Genomic DNA, 23,919 nt, shown 5'->3' with positions numbered 1-23,919 from the left:
CCTGCTTGCAGTCCCCGATTAGAACTCGCTCCATTCTTCCTTGACGGCGAGGTTGCCATGGGCTGCCGGAGCGCGGCGAACAGGCGCGGCTGCTGGCCGATGGTCTGAGACCGCTGGTGCTGTTGCGCGGCCGGAAAGAGTGAACCGGCTGACCAGCGAGCGCAGGCGTGTCGCTTCCTGGGCGAGTGCTGCGGAAGCTGCCGTCGACTGCTCAACCATCGCGGCATTCTGCTGCGTGGTCTGGTCCATCTGGTTCACCGCGGTGTTGACTTCAGCGAGGCCAGTGGACTGTTCGCGGGCGGAGGTGGCAATCGCATCCATCAACTGATTGATTTGTGAAACATAGTCGCCAATCGCCTTCAATGCCACGCCGGTGTCTCGCACCAGCTTGACACCGTTGTCGACTTCGCTCGAGGAATTATGGATAAGACCCTTGATCTCCTTGGCAGCGCTTGCCGAACGCTGGGCGAGCTCACGAACTTCCTGGGCAACGACGGCAAACCCCTTGCCCGCGTCACCTGCGCGGGCGGCTTCTACGCCGGCATTCAGCGCAAGCAGGTTGGTCTGGAAGGCGATCTCATCGATCACCCCGATGATATTGGAAATCTGCTGCGAGCTTTCCTCGATGCGGCGCATAGCCTCTTCGGCATTAGACACGACGTCTGCCGACTTGGCTGCATTTTGGTTGGCAAGGATTGCGACGGTCCGTGCTTCCTCGGTGCGTTTGGATGAGGTCGACACATTCACAGTGATCTCGTCAAGCGCCGCTGCCGTCTCCTCAAGGGCTGCCGCCTGCTGCTCGGTTCGCTTGGACAAATCATTGGCGCCAGAAGATATCTCTCGCGTCCCGTTGTCGATGTTCTCGACAGATTGCAGGACGGACGACAACGTGGAGCCAAGCTGCTTCAGCGAGGCATTGAAATCATAACGCAAGGTCTCATACTCGGCGGCGAAAGGTTCATCGAGCTGGAACGAGATATCACCATCCGCCAGTCGCTTCAGGCCGCTTCCGAGCGTTGCGGTCGCAAAGCGCAGCTTTTCGGCTTCCTCGGCAGTACGTCGACGCGTCTCTGCATCCTGGTGCCCTTCGCGGATACGTGCCTCTTCTGCCTGGCGCTCGAGCTCCTTGTTGGCGATCCCAGCCTGCCGGAAGACTTCTACTGCTGCGGCCATCTCACCGACTTCGTCGGCTCGTCCTTCAAACGGAATTTGACTGTCCAGATCTCCTGCGGCGAGGTTGCGCATCGCGGTAGAAATACGTCCGATCGGGCGGGTTACACCGAATATCGCATAGGCGATGCCCGCAATCGAGATGAGGAGGGTGACCATGGCAATGCCCAAGGTCGTCGATAGATTGACGCTATAGACCTGCCCGCTATCGGCTACTGCTTTGTTGGAATTTTCGATAACCTTGGCGACGAGCTCATCGACGAGTTCATTCACCTTGTCCGACTGCGCGTTCATTTTACTTTTGAACAGACTTGTCGCTACAAGCGTCTGACCGTCTTTTTTGATTTCTGCCAGTTCCTCGCCAAGCAAATTGTAAGCGTCAAACTCAGGTTTCAGAGCAGTGATAAGCTGGCGGCCGGCTTCCGTGCGAACGCCTGCTTCATATTCCTGCATGGACTTGCGAACCGTTTCGGCCATGTCGGCAATGTTTTGAAGTTCACGCTCTAGCTCACTGGGCGTAGATGCCATTAGCAGACGGGCATAGGCAAGACGCATAAGATTGAAGTTGCCCTTGACCTCACGCGCCAGAACCATGCGCGACATCCAGTACTGCCCGATGTCTTGCGTGTTCGAGTTGAGCTTGTCCAAGCTGGAATAGGATGTGAACGACAGCGCAAGAATTGCAGCAACGATCATGCCTAAGATGCTGGTTAGAGCAACTCTGATGGACAGACGTTTCATGGGGATCTCCGGCAAGAGGATGCGACTGGTATGTACCTGAAGTGTGCGCCCAATTGTTTAAATTTTACTCAATTAGCCCCTTGGTCAATACGTGGATGGCTTTTCAGAGAGGCAAGGTTAGAAAGCATCCAATTGAATAGATTTTTGGCTATGTACCTGCCAATAACGCTGGGTTTTGGGCCTCAATAACAGGCGTGTCTTGCTGAACACAGGGGTCGGCTTGGTGGGTGGTTTCCCCGCGGAACTGAGCGGTGAGGTCATTGCCCAAGAGATGGGCTATCATTCCCATATCGGTCTGATCGGCACAAACCACTGTAATTGGTCATGGCGCTTGAAGCAGGGAAATCGCCAGAGAATATGGAAGGTGACCTGGCCGTGCCCCCGTTCATGGCTCTTTTCAGATGGACGAATCCACGGTCGTTCCATGAATTGGCGAGGCAAGTGCCGCTCTAAAGGCCCCACCTCTTTCAGAACTGCACCCGGCCAATCTAAACTTCGCTAACTGCTTCAGCTGTGCCGTACATTGGTTGAGCATGTCTCCCGTCCGTTCAAAGGAACAGGATTCTGGAAGACTGATATCAAGTGGCTCCCCTCCCTGCCTCTGGTCAAGCCGAGCGCTTCTTTTCTTCCAGATTGGCGCGCATCAAGGCCATCAGCATCGGACCGAGCGAAAACTCGCCACGCTCCGCCCGCCGCGTCAGATCCCTCAGATAGCCACCAGCCGAATTGATATGCCCTGCCCGTTCGAGGATGGCCGCAACCGCCGCTGCCGCATTTTCCGGCCCCATGGTTTCGCAGGCGTCCTGATAGGCTGACGGACTGATCCCCAACATCGACCGAACGACGACCGCAGCCTGCATCAGCTCGCGCCAGGTCCCAATCGCGCCCCCCGGACCATAGTCGATAATCTGTGGGCAGGCCTTCAACACCATAGCAAGAGGAAATGCCTTTATCGGCTCCCGCTTCGCTTTCAGCTCCAGGCTCGGGCTTTCGCCCTGCTCTTTTCCAGAGCTAGGTTCAAGTTCATTGAAGGATTCGGTATTTGAATTCTGTATATGACGCTCATTTTCAGCGCCATTGCCGCTCATATTCTGAGAAATAAGCTGTTTTTCCAAGAGGCTAGAGACCTCCAGGTGCAAGGCGGTGAGCTTCTGCAGGCAATCCTCGGCAAGCTGGATCGTCAGGCTTCGTGGCAGTCGGGACACAATGTCGATATATGCCTCTTCAAGCGCATGCCAATCGCCAGCAGCACCTTCTTCGATCGCAGCGGTGATCAGCTTACGCAGATCACGTCTTGATATCGTGAGTGCCTCTTTCGCCAGCTGCAAACGCCGGCGATCCTCCACCACTTGTTGGGCCAGTTGCGCAAGCTCGTCTCTGCGAGCAAGAAGCGGCGCCAACGAAAAGCCAAACGCATCTTCGACCCGCCCATCACGTGCCTTGTGGGCGTAACGTTTGCCATTCGGGCTGTCCTTGCGAGAAATCAGCCCGGCATCGATAAGGAGTGCCAGGTGACGCCTGAGCGTGGCATCAGCCATACCATGCGCGCGAAGGCAAAGTTGCGCATTGGACGGGAAGACGATCAGACCAGCCTCTTCCGACAAATCGCTTTGCGGATAAAAGCTCAAAAGGGCGTCGAGAACCGTCAAGGCCCGATCCGGAATCCCAATCAAAAGGCGTGCCTCGCAAACATCACGAAACATCTTCCACTTGTCGGCGGTCCTGCCCTCTTTGCTCCGAGCCGCCTCGAACTGACGGCTGACATGGGCGAGTTTGATTGATCCACGCCCAAAGGGCGTGGTTATGGAATGCCTCTGCATTTTTCTTCACCTTCTTGAAGGCAAACGAAAACTGCTCACCAAAAACGGTGCCAAAGACTCTTGACTGAAATCCCCGGAGATGCGATTCTCATTCTGCTAGGATATGAGGAAGGCTTCCAGGGCGGCGACGCTTGGGGGGCCTTTTTCTTTTGCGTTTCGTCTCCTTACGACTTTGACTGGGCTCTGAATTCGGCATGGAGCCGTTCCAGGTTTTCGGTAATGAAGCGACCAAAACTCACGGCTTCCCGGGACTTCAGGGAAATCGAGTAGCTTTTGCCAGCACCTTTGAACTCGGCGCTGACTGCGGCATCTCCCGACTGCCAGTTGCCTGCAGGGCGCGTTTTCTTGGCTGGCTTGCGTGCATTTCGCAAATCCTGAACAAGACGCTCGAATCGCGCTTCAGATGGCAGATCTGCAAAATCACCCCTGGCAATCGAGGCCTCCGCCACAAGGCGAAGATCCGGATGTTCAACAGTCTGGGCAAGATCGAGCCAACGATCGCGACCGATGCTCTTGGCCGAACCGATCGCCTTGATCACTTTGGCGGGCACCCTGCTTGTGACGGACAACATGCGGGTCAGCAGCGCACCATCAACCGACAGAGCAAGTTGGATTACGCGTCGATCATGACCGATCTCTTGCAGGTGGTGGGCAAAACTTGCCCGCTCGATAAAGGACAGGTTCTCTCGTGCAGAGTTTTCCTGTCCCTGGGCAATCACATGATCGGTGTCTGACACCGTCTTGACCACGGCCTTGACCGGACGCTTCAGGAGCCGTGCAGCGCGCACACGCCGGTGACCGAAGACGATTTGATATCGATCCTTCGCATCCGGGTGAGGGCGCACCAGAACCGGCGTATCTTGACCGCGCTCCCGGATGGCTTCAACCAGCTCCTGAAGTGCTTCTTCGTCCTCTCCCATGCGATCCGAGACGAAGGAATCATCAATCAGCACAGGGTCCAGTTCGAGAACAGCTTCACCAGACAGCGTCTGATCGGCCATCGCGGCCTTTTCTGCCAACTCGCTGAGCGAGCTGATCATTGACCGCGAGGCGCCCTTGTTGGCGTAGCCCGGCGTTGCCCGACGCTCCAGTCGCGGCCCTTCCGTCGAGGTGATATTGGCAAAGATGTCCTTACGCGCCATGATACTCGTCCTTTTTGCGCCCCAAGATCCTGAAAAACTTGGACAAAACATCAATCTGTACGGCTGACAACGGCTCACCCACGACGACGCCCCCAGGAAAGCTCCAGAAGGTCGACCACTTCGCCATTGACCAGATCCATGGCTTCGCGCGCACGGTCATATGTCGCTGATGTAAACTGCGAACGCTCGACCTCGTAGAGTGTCTGCTTGGTCAGGCCCGCATCGGAAACAGCTGTGGTCTTGACCATGTGGTTCTTCATCATCTGCTGAGCAAACATCGACTGCATGAAGCCCACCATCTGCTGCTGCGGCACATCCATGGGCTCGAAACGCGTGATCAGATAACGAAACCAGTCGAGGCTGACGTTGACGCCGGCTCCTTCGACACTTTTCAAGATATCGCCGAGCATCAGCAGGAACTGCGACATCGACATGATGTCGAGCATCTGAGGATGGACCGTGATCAACACGGAGGTCGCAGCCGTTAGTGCAGTCAGCGTCAAATAGCCGAGCTGTGGCGGGCAGTCGATGACGACCACATCATACTGATCATCGACCTCGGCAAGCGCCTTGCCGATCCGCGTATAAAACAGCTTACCTTCCATCGAGTCCTTCCGCTGCATCGCAAGCGGGGTCTCGTATTCATATTCCTGCAGTTCGAGATTCGCCGGAACGATGTGCAGGTTTGGGAAATTCGTCGGTTGAATGATCTCCGTAATCGAGCGACGCGTGTCGTCATACCGGATGGCTTCGTAGAAGGACGGTTTCTCGTCCAGTTCGGGCTGGATGCCATAAAGTGCCGTCAATGAAGCCTGCGGATCGAGATCGACGGCAAGGACGCGGTAGCCGCTCAGAGCCAGGAACTGGGCAAGATGGGCAGACGTCGTGGTCTTGCCGGAGCCGCCCTTGAAGTTGACAACGGCAAGGACCTGGAGCTTTTCGCCATTTCGCCGGTGCGGGACACGGTCGAGAAGGGCGCGCAGTTCATCCATCTGCGACGCCGTGTAATATCGCCGTCCTGTCGAGGTTACCGACGGCTCTACGCCCTTGCCCTGCAAATGGAGCTTCTTCAAATAGCTTGCTGATACACCAACGAACTGCGCAACTTCTGCCAATGGGAACAACCGAAGGGTCTTTTGCGCATTGGGCGGAAACTTCTCCATACGCAGCATGTCAAGCTTGGCCGAGATCTCTCCGCCCTGCTCGAGGATGATATCGGCAAAGCTCGTCACCGTATCCTGCATTGCCCGTCTCACATTCATTTGCCAGGAAGCCTCTAGTCACGATATTTTCGTGTAAATCCGGAAATTATCGGGACTGTTATCCGATTCCCCCCGCTTGGCAAGCAAGAAGCCCCCAGCTGCGGCGCCGGTTTGGACATTGCTGCCGCGCTTAAAAATTCCCCCTTGATTGAATGATCCTTTAAAACCAGAGGCTTGGGCACATCTACAGGTGGCACGTCCAAAGGAGCCCATGACAGATTTGTCGTGGAAAGCCGAGCAGAACGGCCCATTGCCGGGGCGGATTGCACCGGTGACGTCGAGCAAAACCGATTCTCTCAGCGGCACAAGTCCCGACTCACGTCCCATGCGGCAGAAGCTCAGCCGTTCAACAGATTTGTATCTGGACCGCCTCGCCTCGTTTCACTCTCATGAGAGGACCAACGAGGGAACCGTCATGCAATTGGTCGTTATCGAAGATGCCCGGCAGCCCCAGTCCGCATCACTCATGCAAGCCATGCTGCAGTTGAGGTCGAAGGTGTTTGCCGACCGTCTCCACTGGGATGTCGAAAACGTGGACGGCCAAGAGCGCGATCAATTTGACGATCAAGCGCCGGTCTACATCCTGCTTGTGGAAGGGAGCCATCAGGTCGTCGGCAGCGTCAGGCTGCACCCTGCAGCGCGCTGCAGCATGCTCAGGCAAGTCTTTCCCATGCTGCTTGAGGGCGGAAAGCTCCATGTGCATCCGAGAATGATCGAGAGCTCGCGCTTTTGCATCGACAAGCATCAGCCTTCGCCGTCCCCGGGCTACAAGCGTCTGAAGCGCACCGCCGCAATCGCCCAGCCTTCGTTTTCCAGTTTGAGAACGAGAATGCTTCTGGCCGGCATCATCGACTGGTGCCTGTCGAACGAGTACCTGGAACTGGTGACGGCCACAGATGTCCGGTTCGAGCGTATCCTGCGTATGGCCGGCTGGCCCATGAAGCGGCTCGGACCCGTCACTGTCATCAGCGAGACGGAAAGTGTTGCCGGTTCGCTTGAGATCTCAAAGGCGGTGTTCGAGAGGCTACGGCCTGAGGGCTATCGGCCGTTCCTCGCGCTGACCACCCAGCAAAGGGCTTCATCATGAACAGGATTGAAAGCCGCGCCCGCCTGAACCGCAAACTGGAGCAGGCGCTCGGCACTGATCTTTGCCTCAGCCTGGCGGACCCCGAGGTCATCGAGATCATGCTCAATCCCGACGGCAAACTGTTTATCGAGAGACTGCGCGGCGGAATGGAGTGTACCGGCTCACTTGAGCCTGAACAGGCGGAAATTCTGATTGGACTTGTCGCCCATGCGCTTGACCAAGAGGTCAACGACAAGATGCCGATCGTCTCTGGCGAAATCCCGCTTGGCCGACATCGTTTCGAAGGTTTGCTGCCGCCGGCCGTTAGTGCTCCGACCTTTTCGATCAGGCGACGTGCCGTCAACCGCATCGCCCTTGAGGACTATGTCAGACAGGAGACGATGAGCGCCACGCAATATGATCGTCTGCTGCGGGCGATCGAGGCGCGGCACAACATCCTCGTCTGTGGTGGTACAGGGTCCGGGAAGACGACACTTGCCAATGCCGTGCTGCAGGAAATCCACAAGTGCTTCCCGGACGATCGCATCGTCCTCATCGAAGACACGCTCGAGATCGATTGCCCAGCCAAGAACGCCGTCACGCTCAGAAGCAGTGACAGCCTTGCCATCGATAGGCTGTTGAAAAGCACGCTTCGCCTGCGCCCGGACCGCATCATGGTCGGAGAGGTGAGGGACGGGGCGGCCCTCACACTTCTGAAGGCCTGGAATACCGGCCATCCCGGCGGCTTCACGACATTGCACGCAAATGATGCCCCAGGCGCGTTGCGGCGGCTAGAGCAACTGGTCTGCGAAGTGAGCCACATGCCGATGCAGCATGTCATCGCAGACGCGATCGATCTCATCGTGTCGATCAAGCGCTCAGACGGAAAGCGCCGGATCGACGAAGTCGTCAGCGTCGAGGGCTTCGACGCCGGAAGATACCTGCTTGTTTGATCAAAAAGGAGCTGAAGATGAAAGCTGTTCAAACGATGATCGTAGCATCAACCGCGGTTGCAACCTTCATTGAGACAGGTGCCGCACATGCAAGCTCTGGCGGTGGACTTCCCTGGGAAGCGCCGCTGGAACAGATCCAGCAATCGATCACGGGGCCTGTCGCAGGGTTCATTGCCCTTGCGGCCGTCGCTGTCGCCGGAGGCATGCTGATCTTCGGCGGCGAGTTGAACGATTTTGCCCGAAGGCTGATGTATGTCGTGCTCGTAGCCGGCATTCTGCTCGGGGCAAGCCAGATCGTCGGCCTGTTTGGTGCCACGGGCGCCACACTTGCAACAAACACGAGACCTGCCGTTCAGAGCGTCGAGCTCTCCAGTCGCATCCTCGAACAGAAAAGAGGGCGCTTGGTATGATGCCCGTGGCTGAGAATGCTCTCATCACTCATCCCATTCATCGCGCCCTGTCGCGCCCCAATCTTCTGATGGGCGCAGATCGCGAACTCGTCCTGTTGACCGGGCTTGTCTGCGTCATTCTGGTGTTTGTGGTGATTACCATTACCGCTGCCATTCTCGGCGCCCTGGCATGGGTCATCGTGCTTTCGGTTCTGCGCCTCATGGCACGCAAGGATCCGATGATGCGCCGCATCTATCTGCGCCATATCCGCTACCGTCCCGTCTACCGCGCCACATCCACCCCCTTTGCCAGGTGAAGAGGAGAAGAAAGATGGTTGGCCTTTCAAGGTTTCGACACCATGGCCCATCCTTTGCGGATCTCATGCCCTATGCCGCCCTGATCGAGGATGGAACGCTGCTGTTGAAGGACGGCAGCCTGCTTGCCGGCTGGTATTTCTTCGGGCCGGACACAGAGAGCGCGACAGCCTATGAAAGAAACATAATATCACATGAAATCAATAGCATAATATCAAAATTTGGTTCGGGCTGGATGTTGCAGGTTGACAGTCTTCGGGTCCCCAGCGCGGGATATCATGACCGTGACCGCTCGCATTTTCCAGATCCCGTATCTCGAGCGATCGATGAGGAGCGGCGGCGTCACTTTGCGGTCCAGGATCGCCATTTCGAAAGTCGGCAGAGCCTCGTCTTGACCTATAAGCCCGGTCATCAGACGGGGGAGGGGTTGTCGCAGTTCGTCTTCTCGAGCGACAGCGCAGCAAAGGCTGGTCCGGCCGATAGAGCGCTCGCCGCCTTTTCCAACGCGATCAGAGAAATTGAGCAATATCTGTCGGCCACGATTTCGCTGCAAAGGATGCAGGCTCATCGACTGAACGAGGCCTTCGGTCTTCGCGAGGCGCGCTTCGACAGCCTGCTTCAGTTCGTCAGATTTTGTATCAGCGGCGAAAACATGCCGGTCAGGCTTCCTGATGTCGGCATGTATCTCGATTGCATCTTAACCGCCCAGATGGAGCACGGCACGACGCCGAAGCTCGACGACCGGCATATTGGCGTGGTTGCGATCGATGGCTTTCCGTCACAAAGCTGGCCGGGCATCCTGAATTCACTCGACCAGATGCCCTTATCCTATCGCTGGTCTTCGCGCTTCATCTTCCTTGACGCTCACGATGCCAGACGAAGGCTCGAACAGAAACGGCGGCGATGGCAGCAAAAGGTGAGGCCGTTTCTCGATCAGCTGTTTCAGACGCAGGGGCGCTCTCTCGACCAGGATGCCGCGGCCATGGTGGCCGAGACAGAAACCGCCATCGCCCAGGCCAATTCGGGCCTCGTCGCCTTTGGCTACTACACCTCAGTGATCATCCTCTTCGACGATGACCCTGATCGGTTGCTTGAAAACGCCGAACTGGTACGACGCATGATCCAGGCAGAAGGCTTCGGCGCCCGGATCGAAACACTGAACGCAACGGAAGCCTATCTCGGCAGCTTACCTGGAAACTGGTACGCCAATGTTCGCGATCCTTTGATCAACACGAGCAATCTCTCAGATCTTCTCCCGGTCAACTCGGTCTGGACCGGCGAAACGACTGCCCCATGCCCATTTTATCCGTCCGATGCGCCAGCTTTGATTCAGGTGGCATCAGGGTCGACGCCGTTTCATTTCAATCTCCATCATGAAGACGTCGGCCACACCCTGATCTTCGGTCCGACCGGGTCTGGAAAATCGACCCTGCTTGCGCTGATTGCCGCACAGTTTCGTCGCTACCGAGATGCGCAGGTCTTTGCCTTTGACAAAGGCATGTCGCTGATGCCGCTGACACGCGCAGTCGGTGGTGACCATCATGAGATCGGCGCAGAAGAGGATGGACGGGCAAGCCTGTCTTTCTGCCCGCTTGCCGACCTCGAAAGCGATGCCGACCAGGCCTTTGCCGCGGAGTTCATCGAGATGCTTCTGGTCTTCCAGGGCGTCACGGTGACACCTTTGCACCGCAACGCAATTGCCCACCAGATCACTCTGATGGCGGCATCCTCCGGTCGGTCCTTGTCGGACTTCGTCAGCGGCGTTCAATTGCGGGACATCAAGGATGGCTTGAAGCACTATACCATCGATGGGCCGATGGGCCATCTCATGGATGCAGAGATGGATACGCTCGCCTTCCAGTCCTTCCAGTGCATCGAGCTCGAAGCCTTGATGTCGATGGGTGAGCGCAATCTCGTTCCGGTTCTTGTGCATCTCTTCCGGCGCATTGAAAAGCGGCTGACCGGAGCACCAAGCCTGATCATTCTCGATGAGGCCTGGTTGATGCTGGGCCACCAGGTTTTCCGTGAGAAAATCCGCGAATGGCTGAAGGTGCTGCGCAAGGCAAACTGCGCCGTCATCCTTGCAACCCAGTCGATCTCCGATGCCGAACGGTCCGGGATCGTCGATGTTCTCATTGAAAGCTGCCCGACCAAGATCTGCCTTGCCAATCCGGCAGCCCAGACCACGTCAATGGCATCCTTTTACGAGCGGCTCGGTTTCAACCAGCGGCAGATTGAGATCATCGCTACGGCTCGCCCGAAGCGGGACTATTACTGCGTGACGCCTAAAGGACGCAGGCTTTTCGAGATGGCGCTTGGTCCTTTGACACTCGCCTTCACCGGCGTGTCGGACGCTGAACAGATCAGGACGATCAAGAGACTTTTTCAGGCCCATGGCTCGGACTGGCCGAGGCACTGGCTGAGCTTGAAAGGAGAGACAGATGCGTTGTCGCTGCTTGCTTGTTAACAGCACCCACCTGAAGCGGCCATGGCTGGCGTTCTTGTCCTCGGCCATGGTTCTTGGCCATTTCTCCTGTGCGCTTGCTGGCTCCGTCACCGGGGCGGCGACCGAATGGACGCAACTCGCCAACAATGCCGAACTCGTCGGGCTTTTGGAAAGCTCAGGCACGCAAGTCAGTCATCAACTGACACAGATCAGCCAGCTTGCCCAACAGATCCAGAACCAGCTGCAGATTTATTCCACCCTGCTGCAGAACACGGCAACCCTTCCCGCGCATGTCTGGGGCGATGTCGAAGCCGATCTCCTGAAGCTCAAAGACATTGCAGCGCAAGGCGAGGGCATTGCCTTTACGATGGGCAATGCCGACGAGATCCTCGCGCAGCGATTTGGCGGCTATGCCGACTTCCGGCAAGCGCTTCCGGACGGAGAAACCTTCGCAGAGACCTATCAGACCTGGTCGAAGAGCAATCAGGAGACGATTGCAGCGAGTTTGCGCATCGCCGGCATGACCACCGAGCAATTTGAAAACGAAGCCAACACCACGCGGGCGCTCAAACGTCTGTCCGAGACATCCGACGGGCAGATGAAGGCCCTGCAGGTCGGCCATGACATTGCCGTCGAACAGATCGCCCAGCTGCAGAAACTGCGGGGTCTTTTTGCCCAGCAGATGACCCTGTCTGCCGCATGGCTGCAATCCGAGCAGTCCTTGAGAGATCTGGCCCAGGCCCGGCGGGAAGCCTTCTTTGGCAATGCGATTGAGGAGATCCCGGAAGGTCAGAAAATGGAGCCACGCTGGTGAGAAGATCAAGACGACAACACTGCATTTTGTGCTGCCTATCCTGGCCTGCGTCTGCCCGCATCTGGCTTGCAGCCATCAGCCTGGTTTGCCTGTCGACACCAGTGCTTGCACAGCAAGGCGCCATGCTCAGCGAGCTGGAAAACCAGGTGGTTGCAGCAACTCACGATTGGCAGTCCACCATTATGGAAGCCGCACGATCCTTGTTCTGGATCCTGGCCGCGATCGAAATCGGTCTTGCCGCCATCTGGCTGGCCTTGTCTGCAGCGTCACTTGACGGCTGGTTTGCAGAACTGGTGCGCCGGATCCTGTTTATCGGTTTTTTTGCCTTCCTTCTTGAACAGGGACCAGGTTTTGCAAAGTCTGTGGTCGACAGTCTGTTTGCGATCGGGGCAGGGCAGGGTTCCGCCTCGCCTGCCGAGATTTTTGACGCGGGCATAAAGGTGGCCTCCGGTCTTTCGCAGCAGGCCCGCTTCGGGGTCTTCGAGGACAATGCACTGGCCATTGCCTCGGTGATTGCCATGGGTGTCGTGGTCATCTGCTTTTCGCTCGTCGCGGCCATCTTCGTCGCCGTCATGGTGGAAATGTATGTCGGGCTTCTGGCCGGAATGATCATGCTGGGGCTTGGCGGCTCGTCTTTCACCAAGGATTTCTCGCTACGCTATCTGGTCTATGCCTTTTCGGTCGGCATGAAGCTGATGGCACTGGTGATGATCGCCCGGATCGGATCCGACGTTCTGCTTGGTCTTGCCGCCGCCCCCGTCAATGACAGTGATCCACTGCTCTCGACCTTCTCGATGGCCGGCCTGTCCGTGGTGGTGTTTCTCATCTCGCTCTATGTCCCGACCATCGTCCAGGGCGTCGTGCAGGGTGTTTCGGTCACCCAGGGCCTTGAAGTGATCCGCCATGGCACGCAGGCGGGCACGATGGCTGCAGGCGGCGCCTTCCTGACCGCGACGGCTGCAAAGACCGGATTTGGCGCCGCCGATGCGGCACGGGCTGGGGGCGCCTCTCGCATTGAGGCTGCCATGATCGGGCTTTCGGCCGGCGCCGGGCAGGCAGGAAGGGCTTTGGGTGCTGCGGCTCGCGACAAGATGATTGCAGCACCCGGTGCCCAGCACGCTTCGTTGCTTGGCCTTGCCAACGCCAAACTCGAAGCGGCTGCGTCAGCAGGGATGAACAAGACATCCTCGGCTTCTAGATCCTCCCCCAAAACGCCAAAACCTGAGAAGAGGCGGTGATGACAAAGAGCAATTCCTTTCCGGAAAACCCCTATCTGTCGGCCCGGCTCGAATGGAACGAGCGCTATGGCAGTTTCGTGCGGGAGGCCAGGGTGTGGAGGGCTGTCGCACTGCTTAGTCTTTGCCTGGCGACCACCGGCTTTGGCTATGCCCTCTTTCTCAGCCAGACGACAAGGCTCGTTCCCTACATCGTCGAGATCGACCGCTTGGGCAGTCCGGTTGCAGCAGGAGTTCCCGAACAGATCGAATATGCCGACCAGCGGGTCGTGAGGGCAATCCTTGGCAATTTCATATCAAGCTTTCGCTCTGTCACCCCCGATGCGGTGGTTCAAAAGCAGTATATCGACCGTACCTACGCGCTTTTGAGGGCATCCGATCCGTCGACTGAGAAAATCAATGCCTGGTTTCGGAGCAATTCGCCCTTTGAGGCCGCCAAACGGGTCACGGTTTCAGTCGAAGTCTCAAGCATCGTCGCTTTGTCGGAACGAACATACCAGATCGATTGGAGCGAGTTTGAAAGAGACCGCAGAGGGCGGGAAACAGCAAGCCGGCGATTTCGCGCCATTGCGTCGGTAACGCTGACCGAACCCCAGGATGAGGCCGTGATCCGGCTCAATCCGATCGGGCTTTACGTGCGTGACTTCGACTGGACCGCACAGCTCTAGCAACGGGATACGACAAGCGACCCGACAGGCGGCTTTTCAGAGAGCAATGGAGATCGTCGTGACATACAGGTTCCAACAGCATGTAACGGGCATTCTGATCAGCATATTGGCCTTCTCAAGTGCCGGCCACCGGCAGGCCCTGTCACAGGAGATGACACCTGCCGAAGTCAAGGCGCTCAGCCATTCCAGTGCCTGGCAAGGCGGGCGGGGTGGCGTCACACACGGCCCCGATGGCAAGGTCCTCTTCGTCTTCGGAGACGGGCAGGCTTCGATCATCTGTGCGCCGCTGCAGGTCTGCGATATCGAGCTTCAAGCGCAGGAGACCGTTAAAGACGTTCTGGTCGGCGACAGCGTGCGCTGGAGCGTGGAGGCTGCAAGCTCCGGCGAGGCGGCGCAACAGACAATTCATCTGATCGTGCGCCCGACAGAAGCCAATCTGGCAACCTCGATGATCGTCACGACATCGATGCGCACCTATCACATCCGGCTGAGATCGCATGAGAGCCGCTATATGGCGCGTATCGGCTTTTCCTACCCCCAAACGGCGTCAAGCCAGATCGCGATCGTCAATGCGAGGCTTGGGGCTAGGGGCGATGCAGCATCGCCCGGCCGGCTTGATTTTGCCTACAGGATCGAGGGGCAGGCAAAGTGGCGGCCCAAACGTGTCTATTTTGATGGCCAAAAGACCTACATTCAGTTTCCAGCCGGGATTGCCAATGGCGAGATGCCCGTTCTCTTCCTCATGTCGGAGGGGGCGCGGCAAATCGTCAACTACCGGGTCAACAAGGACCTGATGATCGTCGACCATCAGGTGGACGCAGCCGTGCTTCTGGCGGGAACGGGTTGGCGACAGAAGAAAATCACCATCAGGCGGGGGCGTTGAGATGAAAAACAGCCAAGCCTTGATCCCAACTTTAGTCCCCAGCCTGTTCATGATCGGCTTCACGCTCGCCTCCTGCCAGCTGCAAAGCGGCGAGCCGATGTCCGCCGGCCAGAACGCGCTATTGTCGACGCTTGAGAACACGGCCGTCGCTCAGCCGATTGCCACGGATCTCACAGAGGATCTTGCAGGCCTCATCCCGAAAACCTCGAAGCTTGTCTTCGATCAGGATATGCCGCCGGTCATGCATGCTGCCCTCAGACAAGCCCTGTCAGCCCAGGGCTATCGTGTCGGTGGCGCAGATTACAGGCAAGGCAAGGACATCCTCCTCAAGCTCACAGTTTTCGAGGTGGGAGAGGATCTTCTTCTGCGGGTGACGACGCCGGCCATCAGGCTGTCGAAAGTGTATCGCATGAAGCCGGCAGGTAGCGCCCAAAACGGCGATATCGCCGATGATGCCGGTAGCGCCCCGGCAATGCGCACTATTCATGTCGCAGGACCGCCGGTCCTCGAAACCATCGGCGGAGCGATCGATCCATGAGCGAAGCATTGCAGCTTTCCGGTGCGCCCCAAGTCTTGACAGCCAGATCCGGCAATCGGGTTGAGCAGAGGATGCAGCGGCTCAACCGTCTGCCGATCATCCTGGTTCTGGCAGGCGCTATTCTCGTGATCGCAACAATCGTCTTTGGACTGTCTTCACGCGGTTTGTGGCGCAGTGGACAAGGGTCAGAGGATGGGTTGGATCGCCGGCCAGCGACCAGCTTTGCCGACACGTTGAAACAGGGGATCGGCGACGGGATCATCGGGGAAAATCCGCCAACGCCCGTAGTCCAGCCTCCTTCAAGGATCGCGGACCTGCCCGAAGTGATCCCGGCGCCCAGGCTTGTGACGCAAACCAGACCGACAAGAGACCAGGCGGTCTCGCCAGCTCCTCTTGAGCTCAACGAGGATGATCTCTGGCGCAAGCGACTGGAGCGCGAACACCAGGAACAGATCCTCAACGAGCGCCAGCGCCAGGTCATGGCAAGGCTGCAAAGGGCGGAGGGCGCCAGGGCCTCGCCGCTCAGGATCGATACAAGCGTGCTTGCCGAAAGACTGTCGCCACTGCCTGAAGGGGAAGAGACTGGAGCCGTCAGGAATGACCTTGGCTCGAAGGATCGCCTGACACAGCGGCTGATGGCGGCCGCCCAAACCATCGATATGGCAGGGGAGGGCTTGGGCGATCCCAACGGGCAGGGTCAAAAACAGGCCTTCCTCGACAAAGCGAGAGCGGCGAGAAACCCTGGGGGCCGCCTTGAGCCTTTGGGCTCTAGAACATTGTTGCGCGGTTCCGTCATTCCAGCTTTGCTGTTGACCGGTCTCAACGCTGATCTTCCCGGTCGCCTTCTCGCCCAGGTCAGCCAGAACGTCTATGACAGCGTCACGGGACGACACCTCCTGATCCCGCAAGGCTCACGACTGGTCGGCCAGTATGATTCCAAGGTCTCTTACGGTCAGTCCCGGGTGCTGGTCGTCTGGACCGATATCGTCCTGCCGGACGGCAAGCGTCTTGACCTCGGCGCAATGGCCGGCATTGACCAAGCAGGGGAGGCGGGCTTCAAGGACAAGGTCAACCGCCATTTCATGCGAAACTTCGGGACTGCAGCGCTGGTGGCGCTGATTGGCACCGGCATCGACCTTTCTCTTCCGCAGTCGCGAACTGCCTTTGGGGTCTCAGACCCATCCGACGCCGCCAGACGCAGCTTTGCAGAAACCTTCGGACGGCTTGCCGAAGGCTCTGTTTCAAAAGGACTCGACACGCAGCCGACCTTGACGATCAGACCGGGCTACCGCTTCAACATCCTGGTTGATCAGGACCTGGTGTTTGGATGATCGGTTCTGGCCATTCGGAGTAGCCCACAGTTTCATCTGACCAACGGGCATAAGACGACAGCTTTACCCTAAAATTCTCAATTTCATCCAGGCATCAAGAGCGCTCAAATCAGGGACAGGCGTATAGCGACAGCCGTCGCATGTTGTATGGTCACGGCATCAAGTTTGTCCCGTGCCTTGTCGATCGAGATCCGCACTGTCGAATACTTGGCGTCGAGAAGATCGGCCACGTCCTGCATGGTCTTTCCCTCCGCAACCCAGCGAAGGCACATCCTCTCGAACGAGGTGAGATCGCTGGGGGCAGCTTGATGCCAACGCATGCGGGGAAGGGAGAAAGCAACATGCAGCATTGCAGCGGCCGCCGCCGCCTCGACAATGTCGAGCATGGCGGCGAGGTTCAAACAATGCGTGTCGGATGAGGCAAAGGTCAAAACCGCCTGATGACTGAAGCCGACCCGGATTGGAATCGAAAATCCTGCCCTGATACCATGGGCAATGGCTTCGTCACGAAAGGCGACGACCTCGGCCCGTTCGGTGTCAAAGACAGGATCGTCGAGTGACCAGCAGAAGGGATGGACACCGCGTTTGACAGCACGGACGATGGGATCGATGCGGCCGTAATTGTTGCGATAATAGCGATCTTGCCATTCAGAGGGATAGTTGGAAACTGCTCGCCAACGCGAGCCGTCCAGCCGAAGATAAGCAAAGAAGGGAAAGCCGTGTTTCTCTCCGAACTCTGACAAGGCGGCTGTCAAAGCATCGGGATCACTGGCTGTCGAGATGGCTTCGATGAGGCTGTCAAATGGATGCTTCTTGCCCATAGAGAGATCCTTTTCGGCAATGAGGGTCGAGGGCCGGCCACCGCAAGCGACCGGTTACACGCGCATCGATGGAAACTCATGAAAGAGCCAGTCCTTAAGGGAACGCCGGCTGGCACCAAAAAAGTGTCATGTGAAATCGTTATGTTGGCAATTTATAGCTGCACATCTGTTGCGCGCAACTTTGACAGACAAAAGAAACAAAATTTAACAATTTTCACAGGCTACGCCATTGGGCATACCGCCTGCTGAGGGCCCCTGCGGATCCATCGTCTGAGCCCGCTGTGAAAGCCAGCGCCTGGTCAGCACTGCTGGTATTCGGTCATTTCTGATTGCCTTCGACCCCTGTCACCCCCTGTTCCTTCTTGACCCTATTGCCTTTGGGAAGGAGATCGATCTCGACGGCCGGCGTAAAGATGTAGCCACCAAGTCGAACTGTCCGCAAGAACACTGGCCGGTGCGGGTCGGCTTCAATCTTGCTGCGAAGGCGGTTGATATGGACATCGATACTGCGATCAACGGGACGCGCGGCGCCCACCCTGGTCAAACTCAAGAGCGTCTGGCGTGACAGTGTCTTGCCGCTATTGCGGCAAAAGGCCCATAACAGATCGAACTCGGCTGCCGTCAGATCGACCAGACGACCAGCGGGATCGGTCAAAGCACGCTTGTGGGGATCCATCGACCACCCCTCGAAGAACAGCACACGGCCCATCGATAGCGCGGCTGCACCAAAGGCTGCCCGCCGCAAGAGGCTGGCGACGCGTGCCTTGATCTCTCGCAAACCGAGCTTTCGCGAGAAGCAATCGTCTGCGCCCGCCTCGAGCGCTTCGATGCGAAGATCAGGGTCGTCTGAACCGACCATCAAGATAATGGCGACTGAACTGGTCAGGCGGATGTCTCGACACAGCTGGACGACATCGTCCTGGGGCTTGGCCGAGCGATCGAGAATGAGAAGATCAACTCCTTTGATGAGAAGCGTTTGACGCAATTGCTCGATCGTTTCGACCGCGCGGATCTGGTGCTCTGTCTGAAGGACTTTCAGAATGCGTGCCCTGGCCCGATCAGAAAGGCTCAAGAATACGACTTCTGCTTTACGGCGCGGATCCGGCCGTGCCGGGAATGAAGAGAATGGCGATGTCGGCATGCGATTGGCACTCCATGTTTGTCTCGCCACCGTCGCGAGACCCAACAGCGCCCTTCCGATGATGCGAGAGCCTTCAACCGGAGCGGGCATACCTGCCATTGACATCCATTCCATCCGGCTTGCCAAGTGACAAATCTGCTAGAGTGACCCGCCTTGCCCCCGCAACAATTCTTCATCTAGATCCGACACTTGCCGTTTGAACCTTCGCACGGGTCGTGGCATCTTCGTCATGCGGGCAAAGAACCCAAGTACGAGTCCTGCTCATGCAAAACCTGGATCCAGATGCGCAGGACAGCGCACCGCTGGTTGTTGTCTGCACGGCAGCAACGGAGCTTTCGCTCTTTCTGAGACATAGTCTCGAATGCGAAGACATCGCCGCGATCTTTGCCACATCGGCCAGAGAAGGCTTTGACCAGATCGTCAGCCAGGAACCGGTGATGGCCCTGATCGACTGCCAGCTTCCAGAAGCGCCATGGCTCCTCCGAGCGCTTTCACATGTCATGCCAGAGGAAAGCCTGACCATTCTGGCTCTTGGCGCTCATCACGGGGCGGATGACCCGTTGGGGTACGAAAACATGGGTAAAGTTCACAGCTTTCACCGCCCGCTCGACCCTGCCAGTCTCATCGAGACAATCCGGCGCCTTGCGGGGCAGATCCGCGTCAACGATCGCAACCGCCTGTTCTTTGCCGATATCGAGCTCGACCTCACCGCTCGGAAAGTCTGGCGGCGGCGCCGAGAAATCCGACTGACGGGCATTGAATTCGAACTGCTGTCGGCTCTCATGCGTGAACCCGGCCGGGTGTTTTCGCGCGAGAGCCTGATTGCTCGAGCCTGGCCCCGTGGCGTCTTTGTCGAAGCCCGCACGGTCAATATCCATATCGGCCATCTCAGACGTCGACTGAACGCCCATGGTGGGCCGGACCTCATCCGCACAGTGCGCGGCTACGGCTATGCACTTGATCGAACAGATCCCGACCTTGAGAGGAGCACCCCATGACAGGCCCCCCTATGACAAGCAGAGGCAACGACCACGGAACTCACCTTGTCCTTATAGGCGGCAGTTTGATTACCGGCGATGGCAAGACGCATCTTGAAAGCGCATCGATCCGCATAAAGGACGGCGTGATCATCGAAATCTCAGAGGGGCCGATCGAAGCGAGCGATGGTGAGACCGTCGTTTCGACCAAGGGGCATCTGATGCTGCCAGGCTTCATCAATGGTCATGCCCATGCCACGATCGCAGGCCCGTCAATGCCGAGCGGTTCTGCCCCGCTTTCACTCGATGACGTCAGATATCAACGCAATCGGCATCTGCTGTCGGGAACGACATCACTCATCAATGTCTGTGGGCTCGCTTTGCCGGAAGAACGAGACGGAGCGCTCGATCTCCATGCGCTCGACATCCACATGACGAGTGCCCATACACCGCATAGCCTTGCGGCAGCCGACCAGATCGATGGCCAAGGGCTCACACCGCGTCATCGATCAGCCAGGCTCGAAGATCTCGTTTCACGGGGGTGCCGGGTGCTTGGCGAAGCCGGTGGGGGACAGACGCTCGGCGGCGGTGCCCAGGACTATCGGTTTATCCCCGATGCCATCGAAGATAAGACAGGTGTCAGGATCTCAGCACATCTGGCACGCCAGTTGAAGGAAGCGGTGCTTGGGCGAAACCTCAATGGCAAGATGCGGATCAGCGAGGCAGCACTTCAGGACCTTCTCGATGAGCACGCGATCGATCTCACCGCCGGATCACTTCGCGATCTCCTTCAGATAAAAGTCCTTGCGCCCGTTCATTGCGCGCGGCTGGGTCTTGAAGAAATTGCCGAGGCATCAGCGCGACTGAAGCTACCTGCCATTTTTCACCATGCCTTGCCGACGGCCACGACGCTCACTGCGCTCGCCAAGCAGTATCCGGGTGCGCGGATGGTGGCAGCCCATGCCAATCATCCGTCATTCCGGCCTGAAGAGGCATGCGCTTATGCGCGCGCGCTCAAAGCGCTCGGTGTTACAATTGACGTTTCAACCCTCGACATGATCGAAACGAGGTTTCGAAACCACCCCGACAATCTCGATGCGCTTGTCGATGCGGATCTCATCGATACCCTGTCAACGGATTATGCCGGCGGCGACTGGGATAGCATCGCCTCTGCTCTTCACCGGATAACGCGAAAGAACGGTTGGAGCCTGCCACGTGCTGTTGCATTGGCGACTGGCAACGTCGCGCATGTCTTTCCCGAGCCATTCGCCGACAGAGGACTGCTCCAAGCTGGCAGAAAAGCCGATATCGTCATCGCCGACCCGCATAACATCTCGAAGATCCGCCATGTCTACAAAGACGGCCAGCTGGTTGTATCAGATGGGGTGCTGTTTCCCGGCATGGCCCTTGGATTACAGAAATGAAAAACAGCTCGAAGAGGCGGATCGTGTCAGGCATGACCCGCTCAGAGCTTGAGGTCGTCTAACGCTTGGCACCACGGACCTCCTGGCAATAGAACCAGGCGGACAGGACGGCACTCGTTTCTTCACCCCGGGCGTTAGAGAGCGTCTCATCAACCCACTGCTCGCCAACGCTCACGCATTCCTTGCGGCTCTCGAAAGCCGAGACATGCTCGAGCTCCGTCCCGCCGGCAAGAATCTGCACAATCACCAGAATAAAACCAGGCCCCATGAATACCTCCGGAATATCGCTCTATGGAGATACAGGTTTCGCAACCGCAATAAAGGGGGAGGCCCCAAGTTTCGTCATCCAGGGACAAAACACCTCAGGCAGCAGGCCCATGAGACCGTGCGGGACAAACACGCGTGATACCAATATCGAGACCCCTTCTTCGATAGAGGTGGAGCTCGAGTCCGGCAAGCCGAGCTGCCAGCTTGAAAAGTCTTTGATCGTCGCCCGCACTTTCGGCATTGAGGTCGGCGATCTCAGGACGGCACAGGCTGCGCTCACCATATCCGACGATGATCTTGATTTTCTGCCGACCTTCGGGGACGGTCGATGACGAAAATCTGCTGCGGCAATGCTGGCGCAACCACCTGACCAGCGCGCTTAAATCTCCAGGGCCGGACCAAGACGGATGTTTGACCTTACGATTGATCTCTACAACGATCCCGAGACGGCACGCCAACACCTGGAAAAGCTCCGTTGGCCAAAAGGTCCGATCTGTCCGCATTGCGGCAATGGCGACAAGTTCCGGATCATGAAGTTTGCCGGCAAATCAACCCGGCCCGGCCTTTACAAGTGCAAGGAATGCCGCAAGCCTTTTTCGGTCACCGTCGGTACGGCGCTCGAAGGTTCCAACATCCCTTTGCACAAATGGGTGCTCGCTGCCCATCTCATGGGCGCCTACCGATACCGCATGAATGCCAATCAGCTTCACCGCATGCTTGACGTTAGCTACAAATCCGCCTGCCACATGACAGAGCGTATCGACAATGTCCTGAAATAGTCCGCTCGCCTGGAGAGTACCCGGTCAAGACGAAGTTATATGCGCTCAGTTCTCGAGCATTTTCCCATCGTCGCTCAAGCCTTGAGGCACAGACACGGACACCGGCACGGGCACGGGCTGTTTGCCGGGCTTTGGGTCGGGCAGGGTCTTGAGCAGGCGCCGAAGCACCTCATCGCCTTTTTCTTCATCGGTCTTTTGCGCACGATCGGCCATATCCATCCTCAAAAGCACAGCGGCCTGGACCGGTTGTCGAGCATGCTGCGATAGCAAGATTAAGACGCCATGCGGTTGCTGACAATCATATCCGGATCTCGTTGTTTCCGTCTCCAAGTCCTGGTCACGACCGCTGGAACCTTGTTTCGAGCACGCCTAGCAAGGGCCACGGATCGCCCCCACCAAGACAGCCGACTGCATCAACAACGTGCTCATAAACATCTGTGATGCCGCGATTGCTCATCACACGCTGGAGCTTCAAGGCCAGATCCGTGCGCTCCATGGGCTGGCTGGGATCGCCGCGAGGCGTCACCAATGCGCTGGAAACAATCCTGCCTGATTTCAGGGTGAGCTGAAGTCTGGCCAAGGTCTCGCGCGGGAACCGTGCCTCTGCCTCATCGTCGACGCAAAGGGTGACCCTCTCTGCAAAAAGCACAAGATCCTTGCGAAAAAGAAGCCTCGCCGAGACGGGCAGGAGCGCCTCGTCGCCTTCGATGGCCAGAACCCCCAGGCAGAAAGGAAGGCTGTATTGCAGACCCACAAGTGTTTGCGGGTCGCAACTGTTGGCCAGCCGCAGCGCCTGCGAGAAAGTATGCACGTCAATCCGGGCGATGTCATCGGCGACCAAGTCATGGCCGTGCATCAGTTGGCGCAGCGCATCAAGGGCTGGATGAATATAGCGACAACAGGCATAGGGCTTGAAATAGGTGTCAAGGATCTCGAACCGATCACCGAGCTCAGCTGTAAGGCGGGCCTGGTCATAAAAGCGGTCATGATCAAGGAGATCGATGGGACCAGTAAAGCCGCGCTGCGCCAGGAAAAGCGCCTCAAGCCCCATCCTTGCGCTAAACGCGATTCCCTCCTTGACCAGATTGCCGGTCGCCCTGGAATAACCGGAACTGCCATTGGCCCGCTGGTTCGGTGCCAGAATGCCGGCAATCGCGAGCCCCTCAGACAGCACCTTTTGCGAGACACCAAGAAGACGCCCGGCAGCCGCACAGGATGCAAAGGCCGCCCATCGCCCAGTCTGACGCGTCGCAATGGCGTCCAGCCTTTGCGAGGCCGCAATCCGGACACCGACATCATAGCCGGCGATGATCGCCGACAAGATCGCCGATCCCGTGACCTCTGGCAGACTTGCACCGAGTGTCAACACGGTTGGAATGACGCTGGCACCGGGATGGCCGCGGGCTGCCCGATTGCCGTCGTCCAAGTCGAGGCAGGAGGCGCAAAGACCGTTATGCAGCAAGGCAAGCGACAGGGAGGATCGGCGATCCTCAAACCAGACAGGCGCATCTCCCTTGCCATGCATGTCAGTGATACCGAGTGCTGCATGCGGTGCTGCGGTCCCCGCTCCAGCAATTGCGGCCGTCAGAAGATCAAGCACGCAGCAAAGCGCACTCTCTTTCAGCTCGGGGTCGCCTGCCTCCACATCGGTTTGAAGCGCATGTCGTGCAAGGCGTTCTGTCATGGATGACATGATGGCCTCCCTCTCAGGTCAGAGCAGAATGCGAAATACCCATT

At 57.7% G+C, this 23,919-nt stretch carries 24 protein-coding genes; 15 read left to right on the top strand and 9 right to left on the bottom strand.

Annotation, left to right across the window (positions count from 1 at the left end):
- Nucleotides 1-18: 18 nt before the first annotated feature.
- From GH983_RS22900 to repA, 4 genes are all read right to left on the bottom strand, one after another.
- The gene (locus GH983_RS22900) at nucleotides 19-1,911 is read right to left on the bottom strand and encodes a methyl-accepting chemotaxis protein (protein ID WP_153763796.1); all 1,893 of its coding nucleotides are present in this window, start codon (nucleotides 1,909-1,911) and stop codon (nucleotides 19-21) included.
- 605 nt (nucleotides 1,912-2,516) lie between these two features.
- A complete protein-coding gene (gene repC / locus GH983_RS22895; protein ID WP_153763795.1) occupies nucleotides 2,517-3,731 on the bottom strand; it encodes a plasmid replication protein RepC in 1,215 nt (404 codons plus the stop codon).
- Nucleotides 3,732-3,895: 164 nt separating this feature from the next.
- Nucleotides 3,896-4,873, bottom strand: a complete 978-nt coding sequence (repB, locus tag GH983_RS22890) for a plasmid partitioning protein RepB (RefSeq protein ID WP_153763917.1) — start codon at nucleotides 4,871-4,873, stop codon at nucleotides 3,896-3,898.
- Nucleotides 4,874-4,947: 74 nt separating this feature from the next.
- Nucleotides 4,948-6,135, bottom strand: coding sequence for a plasmid partitioning protein RepA (gene repA, locus GH983_RS22885; RefSeq protein ID WP_069044341.1), 1,188 nt, complete (start codon nucleotides 6,133-6,135; stop codon nucleotides 4,948-4,950).
- A 211-nt stretch (nucleotides 6,136-6,346) separates the two neighbouring features.
- On the opposite strand from repA, the gene GH983_RS22880 reads away from it, so the two are divergent.
- From GH983_RS22880 to trbI, 11 genes are read left to right on the top strand one after another with little or no spacing between them, the layout of a single operon-like run.
- The gene (locus tag GH983_RS22880; protein ID WP_246727654.1) at nucleotides 6,347-7,222 is read left to right on the top strand and encodes an acyl-homoserine-lactone synthase; all 876 of its coding nucleotides are present in this window, start codon (nucleotides 6,347-6,349) and stop codon (nucleotides 7,220-7,222) included.
- Nucleotides 7,219-8,154, top strand: a complete 936-nt coding sequence (gene trbB / locus GH983_RS22875) for a P-type conjugative transfer ATPase TrbB (protein ID WP_069044339.1) — start codon at nucleotides 7,219-7,221, stop codon at nucleotides 8,152-8,154. Before GH983_RS22880 ends, trbB begins: the two co-directional genes overlap by 4 nt.
- A 35-nt stretch (nucleotides 8,155-8,189) precedes the next feature.
- Nucleotides 8,190-8,564 carry a TrbC/VirB2 family protein gene (locus GH983_RS22870; RefSeq protein WP_246727660.1) on the top strand — a complete coding sequence of 125 codons (375 nt, stop codon included), beginning with the start codon at nucleotides 8,190-8,192 and terminating at the stop codon, nucleotides 8,562-8,564.
- On the top strand, nucleotides 8,564-8,860 hold the full coding sequence (locus tag GH983_RS22865; RefSeq protein WP_153763915.1) for a conjugal transfer protein TrbD: 297 nt from the start codon (nucleotides 8,564-8,566) through the stop codon (nucleotides 8,858-8,860). The genes GH983_RS22870 and GH983_RS22865 overlap by 1 nt, the downstream gene beginning before the upstream one ends.
- Nucleotides 8,861-8,874: 14 nt before the next feature.
- Complete coding sequence (locus GH983_RS22860) at nucleotides 8,875-11,325, top strand: VirB4 family type IV secretion/conjugal transfer ATPase (protein ID WP_153763793.1); 2,451 nt, start codon at nucleotides 8,875-8,877, stop codon at nucleotides 11,323-11,325.
- Nucleotides 11,300-12,118, top strand: a complete 819-nt coding sequence (gene trbJ, locus GH983_RS22855; RefSeq protein WP_153763792.1) for a P-type conjugative transfer protein TrbJ — start codon at nucleotides 11,300-11,302, stop codon at nucleotides 12,116-12,118. The genes GH983_RS22860 and trbJ overlap by 26 nt, the downstream gene beginning before the upstream one ends.
- A gap of 26 nt (nucleotides 12,119-12,144) precedes the next feature.
- Nucleotides 12,145-13,356, top strand: coding sequence for a P-type conjugative transfer protein TrbL (gene trbL, locus GH983_RS22850; RefSeq protein ID WP_371418526.1), 1,212 nt, complete (start codon nucleotides 12,145-12,147; stop codon nucleotides 13,354-13,356).
- Entirely contained in the window at nucleotides 13,356-14,021 is a 666-nt protein-coding gene (gene trbF / locus GH983_RS22845; RefSeq protein WP_069044336.1) for a conjugal transfer protein TrbF, read from the top strand. The genes trbL and trbF overlap by 1 nt, the downstream gene beginning before the upstream one ends.
- Nucleotides 14,022-14,067: 46 nt before the next feature.
- A complete protein-coding gene (trbG, locus tag GH983_RS22840; protein ID WP_153763791.1) occupies nucleotides 14,068-14,904 on the top strand; it encodes a P-type conjugative transfer protein TrbG in 837 nt (278 codons plus the stop codon).
- Between the two features lies 1 nt (nucleotide 14,905).
- On the top strand, nucleotides 14,906-15,442 hold the full coding sequence (locus tag GH983_RS22835; RefSeq protein ID WP_153763790.1) for a hypothetical protein: 537 nt from the start codon (nucleotides 14,906-14,908) through the stop codon (nucleotides 15,440-15,442).
- Complete coding sequence (trbI, locus tag GH983_RS22830) at nucleotides 15,439-16,773, top strand: IncP-type conjugal transfer protein TrbI (protein WP_153763789.1); 1,335 nt, start codon at nucleotides 15,439-15,441, stop codon at nucleotides 16,771-16,773. Before GH983_RS22835 ends, trbI begins: the two co-directional genes overlap by 4 nt.
- A 104-nt stretch (nucleotides 16,774-16,877) precedes the next feature.
- Here trbI and GH983_RS22825 read toward each other — a convergent pair whose 3' ends face one another.
- Together GH983_RS22825 and GH983_RS22820 are read right to left on the bottom strand one after the other, a co-directional pair.
- Entirely contained in the window at nucleotides 16,878-17,594 is a 717-nt protein-coding gene (locus GH983_RS22825) for an autoinducer binding domain-containing protein (protein WP_153763788.1), read from the bottom strand.
- Nucleotides 17,595-17,913: 319 nt separating this feature from the next.
- Entirely contained in the window at nucleotides 17,914-18,834 is a 921-nt protein-coding gene (locus GH983_RS22820; RefSeq protein ID WP_194842865.1) for a response regulator transcription factor, read from the bottom strand.
- A gap of 164 nt (nucleotides 18,835-18,998) precedes the next feature.
- Between GH983_RS22820 and GH983_RS22815 the strand changes: the two genes are divergently transcribed.
- On the top strand, nucleotides 18,999-19,733 hold the full coding sequence (locus GH983_RS22815) for a response regulator transcription factor (RefSeq protein WP_153763786.1): 735 nt from the start codon (nucleotides 18,999-19,001) through the stop codon (nucleotides 19,731-19,733).
- Between the two features lie 65 nt (nucleotides 19,734-19,798).
- On the top strand, nucleotides 19,799-21,136 hold the full coding sequence (locus GH983_RS22810) for an amidohydrolase family protein (RefSeq protein ID WP_371418523.1): 1,338 nt from the start codon (nucleotides 19,799-19,801) through the stop codon (nucleotides 21,134-21,136).
- 58 nt (nucleotides 21,137-21,194) lie between these two features.
- On the opposite strand, the gene GH983_RS22805 is transcribed toward GH983_RS22810, so the two are convergent.
- A complete protein-coding gene (locus tag GH983_RS22805; protein WP_153763785.1) occupies nucleotides 21,195-21,404 on the bottom strand; it encodes a hypothetical protein in 210 nt (69 codons plus the stop codon).
- On the opposite strand from GH983_RS22805, the gene GH983_RS24415 reads away from it, so the two are divergent.
- Both GH983_RS24415 and GH983_RS22795 read left to right on the top strand, forming a co-directional pair.
- Nucleotides 21,403-21,735 carry a hypothetical protein gene (locus GH983_RS24415; RefSeq protein ID WP_246727651.1) on the top strand — a complete coding sequence of 111 codons (333 nt, stop codon included), beginning with the start codon at nucleotides 21,403-21,405 and terminating at the stop codon, nucleotides 21,733-21,735. The genes GH983_RS22805 and GH983_RS24415 overlap by 2 nt on opposite strands.
- A 75-nt stretch (nucleotides 21,736-21,810) precedes the next feature.
- Entirely contained in the window at nucleotides 21,811-22,182 is a 372-nt protein-coding gene (locus GH983_RS22795; RefSeq protein ID WP_069044327.1) for a transposase, read from the top strand.
- A 45-nt stretch (nucleotides 22,183-22,227) separates the two neighbouring features.
- Here GH983_RS22795 and GH983_RS22790 read toward each other — a convergent pair whose 3' ends face one another.
- Nucleotides 22,228-22,395 (bottom strand): hypothetical protein, encoded by a 168-nt coding sequence (locus GH983_RS22790; protein ID WP_153763784.1) that lies wholly within the window; start codon nucleotides 22,393-22,395, stop codon nucleotides 22,228-22,230.
- A gap of 124 nt (nucleotides 22,396-22,519) precedes the next feature.
- Complete coding sequence (locus GH983_RS22785) at nucleotides 22,520-23,875, bottom strand: MmgE/PrpD family protein (protein ID WP_153763783.1); 1,356 nt, start codon at nucleotides 23,873-23,875, stop codon at nucleotides 22,520-22,522.
- Nucleotides 23,876-23,919 lie beyond the last annotated feature (44 nt).

The organism is Agrobacterium sp. MA01 (assembly GCF_009650195.1).
Taxonomy (GTDB): Bacteria; Pseudomonadota; Alphaproteobacteria; order Rhizobiales; family Rhizobiaceae; genus Allorhizobium.
This window is presented reverse-complemented; position numbering and strand designations above follow the sequence as displayed.